Origin of the sequence: Streptomyces sp. NPDC004629 (genome assembly GCF_042873595.1) — a bacterium.
Classification (GTDB): domain Bacteria; phylum Actinomycetota; class Actinomycetes; order Streptomycetales; family Streptomycetaceae; genus Streptomyces.
The window spans coordinates 1-6,697 of sequence record NZ_JBIALO010000072.1; the positions used below are offsets into that span (position 1 = coordinate 1).

6 protein-coding genes are annotated in these 6,697 nt (G+C 68.7%); all 6 read left to right on the forward strand.

All coding sequences use genetic code 11. From position 1 onward, the window contains the following. The first annotated feature begins 136 nt into the window (after nt 1-136). Nucleotides 137-2,182, forward strand: a complete 2,046-nt coding sequence (locus tag ACFYTE_RS42015) for a protein meaA (RefSeq protein WP_388722546.1) — start codon at nt 137-139, stop codon at nt 2,180-2,182. Beyond that, nucleotides 2,179-3,138, forward strand: a complete 960-nt coding sequence (locus ACFYTE_RS42020) for an HpcH/HpaI aldolase/citrate lyase family protein (RefSeq protein ID WP_388722548.1) — start codon at nt 2,179-2,181, stop codon at nt 3,136-3,138. The genes ACFYTE_RS42015 and ACFYTE_RS42020 overlap by 4 nt, the downstream gene beginning before the upstream one ends. Nucleotides 3,139-3,143: 5 nt before the next feature. Beyond that, nucleotides 3,144-3,668 (forward strand): MaoC family dehydratase, encoded by a 525-nt coding sequence (locus ACFYTE_RS42025; RefSeq protein WP_388722550.1) that lies wholly within the window; start codon nt 3,144-3,146, stop codon nt 3,666-3,668. After that, the gene (locus ACFYTE_RS42030) at nt 3,668-4,897 is read left to right on the forward strand and encodes an acyl-CoA dehydrogenase family protein (protein WP_388722552.1); all 1,230 of its coding nucleotides are present in this window, start codon (nt 3,668-3,670) and stop codon (nt 4,895-4,897) included. The genes ACFYTE_RS42025 and ACFYTE_RS42030 overlap by 1 nt, the downstream gene beginning before the upstream one ends. 170 nt (nt 4,898-5,067) lie before the next feature. Next, a complete protein-coding gene (locus ACFYTE_RS42035) occupies nt 5,068-5,724 on the forward strand; it encodes a phosphatidylserine decarboxylase (RefSeq protein WP_388722554.1) in 657 nt (218 codons plus the stop codon). Then, nucleotides 5,711-6,565 carry a CDP-diacylglycerol--serine O-phosphatidyltransferase gene (pssA, locus tag ACFYTE_RS42040; protein WP_388722556.1) on the forward strand — a complete coding sequence of 285 codons (855 nt, stop codon included), beginning with the start codon at nt 5,711-5,713 and terminating at the stop codon, nt 6,563-6,565. Before ACFYTE_RS42035 ends, pssA begins: the two co-directional genes overlap by 14 nt. Nucleotides 6,566-6,697: the final 132 nt, after the last annotated feature.

The window sequence follows — 6,697 nt, forward strand, 5'->3', positions numbered from 1 at the left end:
CCACCGCAACACCCACCAGGGCAAAGTCGGCGTCCTCTGCCTCGCCCCCCAAGAAGGCCTCGGCATACGCGACCAGGAACTACGCGCCCGGCACATCGATGGCATCAACCGCTTCCGGAACGTGTGAGAGGCGCATATGAACGAGCGTCAGCCGCAGACACCGAAGGAACGGGACCGGCCGTGGCTCATGCGGACCTACGCCGGCCACTCCACGGCCGAGGCGTCCAACGAGTTGTACCGGCGCAACCTCGCCAAGGGGCAGACCGGTCTGTCCGTCGCGTTCGACCTGCCGACACAGACCGGCTACGACCCCGACCATGTCCTCGCCCGCGGTGAGGTCGGCCGGGTCGGCGTGCCGGTGGCCCACCTCGGCGACATGCGCCGCCTCTTCCAGGACATCCCCCTGGAGCGGATGAACACCTCGATGACGATCAACGCCACCGCCATGTGGCTGCTGGCGCTCTACCAGGTCGTCGCCGAGGAGCAGGGCGCGGACATCACCGGGCTCCAGGGCACGACCCAGAACGACATCGTCAAGGAGTACCTGTCCCGCGGGACGCACGTCTTCCCGCCGGGGCCCTCGCTCCGGCTGACGACGGACATGATCGCGTACACGGTCGCGCACATCCCGAAGTGGAACCCGATCAACATCTGCAGCTACCACCTCCAGGAGGCCGGGGCCACGCCGGTGCAGGAGATCGCGTACGCCATGTCCACCGCGATCGCCGTCCTCGACGCCGTGCGCGCCTGCGGGCAGGTGCCGCAGGAGCGCATGGGCGACGTGGTGGCCCGTATCTCCTTCTTCGTGAACGCGGGTGTCCGCTTCATCGAGGAGATGTGCAAGATGCGGGCCTTCGGCCGGATCTGGGACCGCATCACCCGTGAGCGGTACGGCATCGAGGACCCGAAGCAGCGGCGCTTCCGTTACGGCGTCCAGGTCAACTCCCTGGGCCTGACCGAGGCGCAGCCCGAGAACAACGTCCAGCGGATCGTGCTCGAAATGCTGGCGGTGACCCTCTCCAAGGACGCACGCGCGCGTGCCGTGCAGCTGCCGGCCTGGAACGAGGCGCTGGGCCTGCCCCGGCCCTGGGACCAGCAGTGGTCACTGCGCATCCAGCAGGTCCTCGCGCACGAGAGCGACCTGCTGGAGTACGACGACATCTTCGAGGGTTCACACGTCGTCGAGGCCGAGGTCGCCCGGCTCGTCGAGGAGTCCCTTGCGGAGATCGAGCGGATCCAGGAGATGGGCGGGGCGCTGGCCGCCGTCGAGTCCGGCTACCTCAAGTCGCGGCTCGTGGCGTCCCACGCCGAGCGCCGGGCCCGTATCGAGTCCGGCGAGGAGAAGATCGTCGGCGTCAACATCTTCGAGAGCACCGAGCCCAGCCCGCTCACGGCCGACCTGGACACCGCGATCCACACGGTCGACCCGGCGGTCGAGGCCCGGGTGGTCGACGCCCTGCGGCACTGGCGCGACACCCGCTACCAGCCGCCGTTCAACCATCCGCGCCCGTGCAAGGCGCTGGAGCGGCTGAAGGAGGCGGCCAAGGGAACCGACAACCTCATGGAGGCCACCTTGGAGTGCGCCCGCGCGGGCGTGACGACGGGCGAGTGGGCCGGGGCCCTGCGCGAGGTGTTCGGCGAGTTCCGGGCGCCCACCGGGGTCTCGGCCGCACCGGTGACGGCGGCCGCCGAGGAGGGCTCGGCGCTGGCCGGCGTCCGCGCCAGGGTGGCCGCCACCGCCCGCGACCTGGGCACCGGCAAGCTGCGCTTCCTCGTCGGCAAGCCCGGCCTGGACGGGCACTCCAACGGCGCCGAGCAGATCGCCGTGCGCGCCAGGGACGCCGGGTTCGAGGTGGTCTACCAGGGCATCCGGCTCACCCCCGAGCAGATCGTGGACGCGGCCCTCGCCGAGGACGTGCACGCGGTCGGCCTGTCCGTGCTGTCCGGCTCGCACGCCCGGCTGGTGCCGGACGTGCTGGAGCGGCTGCGCGAGGCCGGGGCCGCCGACATCCCGGTGATCGCCGGCGGGATCATCCCGAACGGTGACGCCGAACGGCTCAGGGCCGCCGGAGTGGCCGCGGTCTTCACCCCGAAAGACTTCGACATCACCGGGATCATCGGTCGTATCGTCGACGAGATCCGCAAAGCGAACAAGCTCGAACCCCTGGAGGTCCCCGCATGACAGTCAACCGTCTTCGTCCGCGGCGCTCCTGCCTGGCCGTACCAGGAAGCAGCCCCCGCTTCCTGGAGAAGGCGCAGGGGCTCCCGGCCGACCAGGTCTTCCTGGACCTGGAGGACGCGTGCGCGCCGCTGGCCAAGCCCGAGGCGCGGCACACCATCGTCAAGTACCTCAACGAGGGCGACTGGACGGGCAAGACGCGGGTCGTGCGGGTCAACGACTGGACGACCGAGTGGACGTACCGGGACGTCGTGACGGTGGTCGAGGGCGCGGGACCGAACCTGGACTGCATCATGCTGCCCAAGGTGCAGAACGCCGAGCAGATCGTGGCGCTCGACCTGCTGCTCACCCAGATCGAGAAGACGATGGGCTTCGAGGTGGGCCGGATCGGCATCGAGGCGCAGATCGAGAACGCGCAGGGCCTCAACCACGTCAACGAGATCGCCGCGGCCAGTGCGCGCACCGAGACGATCATCTTCGGTCCCGCCGACTTCATGGCGTCGATCAACATGAAGTCCCTGGTCGTCGGCGAGCAGCCGCCCGGCTACCCGGCGGACGCCTACCACTACATCCTGATGAAGATCCTGATGGCGGCCCGGGCCCACGACCTCCAGGCGATCGACGGCCCCTACCTGCAGATCCGCAACGTGGACGGCTTCCGCGAGGTGGCCGGCCGCGCCGCCGCCCTCGGCTTCGACGGCAAATGGGTGCTGCACCCCGGCCAGGTCGACGCCGCCAACGAGGTCTTCTCGCCCTCCCAGGAGGACTACGACCACGCCGAGCTGATCCTGGACGCGTACGACTACTACACGTCCGAGGCGGGCGGCAAGAAGGGCTCCGCGATGCTCGGCGACGAGATGATCGACGAGGCCAGCCGCAAGATGGCGCTGGTCGTCGCCGGCAAGGGCCGGGCCGCCGGCCTGCGGCGCACCAGCGGCTTCGAGATCCCGGAGGCCTGACGACGATGCAGTTCGGACGCACCTACGAGGAATTCGAGGTCGGCGCGGTCTACAAGCACTGGCCGGGCAAGACGGTCACCGAGTACGACGACCACCTCTTCTGTCTCCTCACCATGAACCACCACCCGCTCCACATGGACGCCAACTATGCGGAGAAGACGACGGACTTCGGCAAGAACGTCGTCGTGGGCAACTACATCTACTCCCTGCTGCTCGGCATGTCCGTGCCGGACGTGTCCGGCAAGGCGATCGCGAACCTGGAGATCGAGTCGCTGCGGCACGTGGCGCCGACCTTCCACGGCGACACGATCTACGGCGAGACGACCGTGCTCGACAAGCGGCCGTCCAGGTCGAGGGACGACCGGGGCATCGTGCACGTCGAGACCAGGGGCTACAAGCAGGACGGCACGCTCGTGTGCGTCTTCCGGCGCAAGGTGATGGTGCCCACCGGGACGTATCTCAAGGAGCGCGGCGGAGAGCAGCCGGGCCGGCCCGAGCCGGACGCACCTCGGCAGAAGACGGAGAAGTGATGGCGCGCCTCGCCCAGACCGCCGGTCTGACGGACATCCAGCAGGAGATCGTCTCCACCGTCCGCGACTTCGTGGACAAGGAGATCCTCCCGGTCGCCACGGAGCTGGAGCATCGCGACGAGTACCCGCAGCAGATCGTGGACGGCCTCAAGGAACTGGGCCTTTTCGGTCTGATGATCCCCGAGGAGTACGGGGGCCTCGGCGAATCGCTCCTGACGTACGCCCTGTGTGTGGAGGAGATCGCCCGCGGCTGGATGTCGGTGTCCGGCATCATCAACACACACTTCATCGTGGCGTACCTGCTCAAGCAGCACGGCACCCAGGAACAGAAGGACCACTTCCTGCCGAGGATGGCGGCCGGCGACGTCCGGGGCGCCTTCTCGATGTCGGAGCCGGGCCTCGGCTCCGACGTCTCGGCGATCACGTCCAAGGCGGTCAGGGACGGCGACGAGTACGTCCTGACCGGCCAGAAGATGTGGCTGACCAACGGCGGCACGTCGTCCCTGGTGGCCGTCCTGGTGCGCAGTGACGAAGGACACTCCCCTTCGGAGGACGCCCCGTCGCGGACGGCCGCCGCCCCGCACAGGTCGATGACGACGTTCCTCGTGGAGAAGGAGCCCGGCTTCGGCGAGGTCCGCCCCGGCCTGACGATCCCCGGCAAGATCGAGAAGATGGGCTACAAGGGCGTCGACACCACCGAGATGATCATGGACGGGCTGCGGCTTCCGGCCGATCGGGTGCTCGGCGGTGTCACCGGCCGAGGTTTTTACCAAATGATGGACGGGGTGGAGGTGGGCCGCGTCAACGTGGCCGCGCGGGGCTGCGGCGTCGCCCAGCGCGCCTTCGAACTCGGCATCGCCTACGCCCAGCAGCGGCACACCTTCGGCAAGCCGATCGCGCAGCACCAGGCCATCCAGTTCAAGCTGGCGGAGATGGCCACGAAGGTCGAGGCGGCGCATGCCATGATGGTCACCGCGGCCCGCAAAAAGGATTCGGGCGAACGAAACGACCTGGAGGCGGGGATGGCGAAGTACCTCGCGTCCGAGTACTGCAAGGAGGTCGTGGAGGACGCCTTCCGCATCCACGGCGGCTACGGCTTCTCCAGGGAGTACGAGATCGAACGGCTCTACCGGGAGGCCCCGATGCTGCTGATCGGTGAGGGCACCGCCGAAATCCAGAAAATGATCATCGGGCGCAGGCTGCTCGAAGCGTATCGATTCCAGGGCTGATTGTCCGAGTACGGGGTGTTTTCTTCGAGAAGAAGGTCACACCCCGTCAGCGGTCTTCGGCCGCCGACTCGGCTTCCTGGCTTGCCCAGTTGTGGCCCGCGACCGGTACGATCCGGGAAAGCCGCCGTCCCCCGATCGAAGCGCGGCATCATCCGCTACGAAGGTCATCCATGCCCCACAGCCAAACCTCTGCACCCCGAGACAGCCTGGTCGGCGTACGCCTCGCGCGCGGAGCATCGCCGTGGCTTCTCCCGACCGTCGCCACCGCAGCCCTCAGCCTGGCCCGCGCCCGCCGCTCCGGCGCCGCCAGGGCCGTGGCCGTGCCCGCCACCGCGCTCGCGGCGGGCATGCTGTGGTTCTTCCGCGACCCCGAACGTGAGATCGCCACGGGCCGGGTCATCTCGCCCGCCGACGGCGTGGTGCAGAGCATCATGCCGTGGAAGGACGGGCGCACCCGCGTCGCGATCTTCATGAGCCCGCTCAACGTCCACGTGAACCGCGCGCCGCTCTCCGGCACGGTCACGTCGGTCGAGCACGTCCCCGGAGGCTTCGTTCCCGCGTTCAACAAGGAGAGCGAGAACAACGAGCGCGTAGTCTGGCATTTCGACACCGAACTCGGCGACATCGAAATGATCCAGATCGCCGGCGCGGTGGCCCGCCGCATCGTCCCCTACGTCCCGCAGGGCACGAAGCTGGAGCAGGGCGACCGGATCGGTCTGATCCGCTTCGGCTCGCGTGTCGACCTCTACCTGCCCGAGGGCGTGGAGGTCGCGGTCGAGGTCGGCCAGAAGACCGTGGCTGGGGTGACTCGCATTGACCGTGATTGATCCGGAGACACAGACGGGCTGGGTGCCCGAGGCCGACGAGGCCGACGAAGAGGAGGAGATGCCCCTCTCGTTGCGCCTCTCGATAGCGGACACCCTCACCCTCGGCAACGCCACGTGCGGCTTCATGGCGGTGTACTTCACCACCACCGGCATCCTGATCCCGCACCTCACCGGCAGCCAGGAGACCGGCATGGCCCGCCACAGCGCGGCCACGGCGGTCATCCTGATGCTGTGCGCCGCCGTCTTCGACCTGTTCGACGGCCTGGTGGCGCGCAAGCTCCGCAGCTCCCCGATGGGAGCGGAGCTGGACAACCTCTCCGACCTGATCAGCTTCGGCCTGGCGCCCGCCTACTTCGTCCTCGTGTACGGCATGGTCGCGGACGACGCGCACCAGCGGATGGCGGCGCTCGGTGCGATCGTCGTGCTGCTCGCCGTGGTGCTGCGGCTGGCCCGCTTCTCCTGCGTGACGCCGCCGAACGGGCTGTTCCAGGGCATGCCGAGCCCCTTCGGCGCGCTGACGGTCGTCTCCATCGTGCTGCTGGAGCTGCCCTTCGTGGCGACGCTCCTCGCCATCCTGGGCACGGCCTGGCTGATGGTGAGCCGGGTCGAGTACCCGAAGCCGCGGGGCCGTCTCGCGGTGGCGATGCTGTCCTGGATCGTGCTGTCGATGGGCCTGCTGGCCGCCTGGGCGTTCGACGCCCCCAGCGGCCAGCTGCTGCTCCAGACCGGCTGCGCGCTCCAGCTCGTCATGGGCGCGGTGATCCCGCTGTTCGCCACGGCCCGCCGGGTGAACAACTTCCGGGACAACCGGCGCGAGGCGCGCGCGGCCCAGCTGCCGTAGTCGCCGCAGCGGACGAGGAAGGGGCCCCGGACCGGTCGGCGGTTTCTAGGGATCGTCGCAACACTTGGTCGTGTTGGTCAGGCTGTGAGTAGTTTATGCAGGCGCTCGGCTGGGGTTTCCCAGCCGAGCGTT

Excerpts from the sequence above, each read along its gene's own strand:
- ACFYTE_RS42030 (WP_388722552.1), top strand. The coding sequence starts at position 3,668 with ATGGCGCGCCTCGCCCAGACCGCCGGTCTGACGGACATCCAGCAGGAG.
- ACFYTE_RS42035 (WP_388722554.1), top strand. The coding sequence starts at position 5,068 with ATGCCCCACAGCCAAACCTCTGCACCCCGAGACAGCCTGGTCGGCGTA.
- ACFYTE_RS42015 (WP_388722546.1), top strand. The coding sequence starts at position 137 with ATGAACGAGCGTCAGCCGCAGACACCGAAGGAACGGGACCGGCCGTGG.
- ACFYTE_RS42020 (WP_388722548.1), top strand. The coding sequence starts at position 2,179 with ATGACAGTCAACCGTCTTCGTCCGCGGCGCTCCTGCCTGGCCGTACCA.
- ACFYTE_RS42025 (WP_388722550.1), top strand. The coding sequence starts at position 3,144 with ATGCAGTTCGGACGCACCTACGAGGAATTCGAGGTCGGCGCGGTCTAC.